Below are 2,234 nucleotides of genomic sequence, written 5' to 3'. Positions count from 1 at the left end.
TGAAAACATAGCAAATATCCGGCTTATCTGTGATGAATCCCTTCGCAGTGGGGTGTCCCCATTCAGAATCATTCTTCCCCCATCCGACCTGTGTTGCGATCTAACCCTGTCTACCCGTGTGCAGTATTACAAGGGTAATAATAATGCCTGGCATGCGAATACTGACTATTGGGTGCGAATCGTAGAGCAGCTCATGGAGCAAGATATTCTTGACCTATGATAAGGCAATGGAGACAAACCTATATAGTTGGCTCTGAAGCCATATAGGTGGTCTGAACTGCCCAAGGAGTGAGTGGATTGGTTGGCTCAATCCCAAAGTCGCACTGCATCATCTCGGGCACTGAACCACTCTGCTGCCAGCGAACCTCCCATCTTGCGCTGTTCCCGAAACCATGGACCCCCCAAAGTCCAATGCAGCAGAGCAGCCTCTTCAGCCATTGCGGCTTCTTGTACATCCACTAGATGGTTCCACCGTTCCATTGGTAATTTGCCTATCAGTGCATCGTCGCCGATCCAGCGGAAGCGATGCAGATCAAGTCCACTGGCACTGTTTACATATTCTGGAGTCAAAGCGTTGCATCGGCTGCAATTGAAGAGCATTAACGAACTCCAGTTCTTCTTCTCGTAACGGCTTTGGACTTCTCCAAGAAATTTCACCTCTTGAGTGGGAACGTGTTCATGTTGAACACACATCACCGTATGGCGGGAGTCGCGGAGCTCCCATAGCTCGGCGATGTCACCACGGCAGAGCATATCGCAATCCATGAAGATTGCCCAACCCTTGAAGCCCATAAGCTGCGGAACCAGGAAGCGGCTGAAGGAGAAAGCCGTGCTCTGGAGGGGGTCGTGCTGGCGCCAGTAGAGGTCTTGAGCCTCAAGTTGAGACTTTACCAATGGAGTGACAGCCAGCGGCATTGTGCTGTGTTGGTATAAGCTATCAATCAGCACATTGGTGGCTGCCCGTTCCCGCGGGTCATAGCCGATGAAGATCGGGATAGGCGCTGTGTCGTGCGCTGCCACAATGGTAGATTCAGGCATCCCAGTTGACCTATAATGCGAGAGGCGTAAGCGCTCCTGTCGCATTCCATCGTATCACCAAGCATGAACAATCAACCGATTGTGCAGCTCGACTGATTCTGTGTCTCGCTACCGGTCCGCTGTTGTACAGCACCTTGGCCAGCAGAGCGCCCCTTGTTGAGCTCCTCCGCTGATCTGAGCGCCGCACCGTGGGGCTGATTGCTTCCTGAGACTGTGATGGTCTAACAGCTCCGCTGCCACGTCACTGGTGTGCGCACGCTGGCTCAGGATCCACGAAGTGCGCTCTTTCACATTGCGTGCATTTGTCAGCTTCTTTGTCAGCAACTGACGTTTCATCTGCAACTGGACCGGCGTGATTGTTACGGCGCAGCCAGATCATTGACCCACAACCGCCGATCTCTATGCCCAGCAGGGGCGGAAGGCATCGCAATCATTTGATTTCTGAGACGTGATTGAGAGTCTGCGCGCAATCTCAGAGAAGTGCTGAGTATCCTCCTGCAGGCGGATTTCCCCTCCACCGACGCTTTCGTTTTCGAGATGGTCCGCTTCATTGTCGACTTGCGCCTGAATCCGCCCGGCTGGGCGATGGTGCTCCGCGCCGATGAGAACGAGCAAGTCCAGCGCTAGGGCAGGGTCCAGCCGCTGCTAGCGATGGCGCGCGGCCATGTGGAGGGAATCACCTACGACTACAGCCGCAGTGCCACCACCTTGGTTATGGGTCTGGATGGTGACACTTGGTGGGGTGCTCACCTGGTTGAGTAGTCCCACCAGGTTGTGCAGCTGACCAGGGCTGCGAGGCCGCCAGGGTCGGGGTTCACCGCCCATCCCTCGGACATCCCCCCTATGCATGGCCATCCCCTGTCCTGCCTGATGCTGTCCCGTGTCAATCAGGTTGACGGGTGGCGTCAATCTGGTTGACCGGTAGAGAGTGGTTGTTCGGAAGCCCGCTGGAGCCTGAGATCGCAGCGGGGATCGTGACCAGGCTGTCGCGGCGCGTCAATCAAGTTGTGGTTTCGGCGGCCATCTCAAGGCGGGTGGGCCAGTTATCGTGTCGCCGCAATGCTTCTGGTGGGCAGAGTGGTTGCTGGCCTCGATCGTGACGGCCATGACGTCCGCGTCAATTACGTAGGCGGGTGGCTGGAGCCGCTGGAAACCCTTGCGGCCGCTTGCTTCTGCCGGTAGCTCTCGCCCTTGAT

Annotated in this window: 4 protein-coding genes; 2 read left to right on the top strand and 2 right to left on the bottom strand. The window is 56.0% G+C overall.

Translation table 11 applies throughout. From position 1 onward, the window contains the following. On the top strand, positions 1–220 hold a 220-nt coding region (locus ACLD7X_RS16380), incomplete at its 5' end, for a hypothetical protein (protein WP_411424752.1). 86 nt (positions 221–306) lie between these two features. On the opposite strand, the gene ACLD7X_RS16375 is transcribed toward ACLD7X_RS16380, so the two are convergent. Next, positions 307–1,020 carry a glycosyltransferase gene (locus ACLD7X_RS16375; protein ID WP_425625394.1) on the bottom strand — a complete coding sequence of 238 codons (714 nt, stop codon included), beginning with the start codon at positions 1,018–1,020 and terminating at the stop codon, positions 307–309. A gap of 498 nt (positions 1,021–1,518) precedes the next feature. Here ACLD7X_RS16375 and ACLD7X_RS16370 point away from each other — a divergent pair, with 498 nt between their 5' ends. Next, positions 1,519–1,665 carry a hypothetical protein gene (locus ACLD7X_RS16370; protein ID WP_411424750.1) on the top strand — a complete coding sequence of 49 codons (147 nt, stop codon included), beginning with the start codon at positions 1,519–1,521 and terminating at the stop codon, positions 1,663–1,665. Between the two features lie 369 nt (positions 1,666–2,034). Here the strand turns inward: ACLD7X_RS16370 and ACLD7X_RS16365 are convergent. Continuing rightward, on the bottom strand, positions 2,035–2,234 hold a 200-nt coding region (locus tag ACLD7X_RS16365; protein WP_411424749.1), incomplete at its 5' end, for a hypothetical protein.

The organism is Aphanothece microscopica RSMan92 (assembly GCF_046613545.2).
In the GTDB taxonomy this organism is placed as follows: Bacteria; Cyanobacteriota; Cyanobacteriia; order PCC-6307; family Cyanobiaceae; genus NIES-981.
Note: the sequence above shows the minus strand (reverse complement) of the source record. Positions and strands in the feature narration are given on the sequence as shown.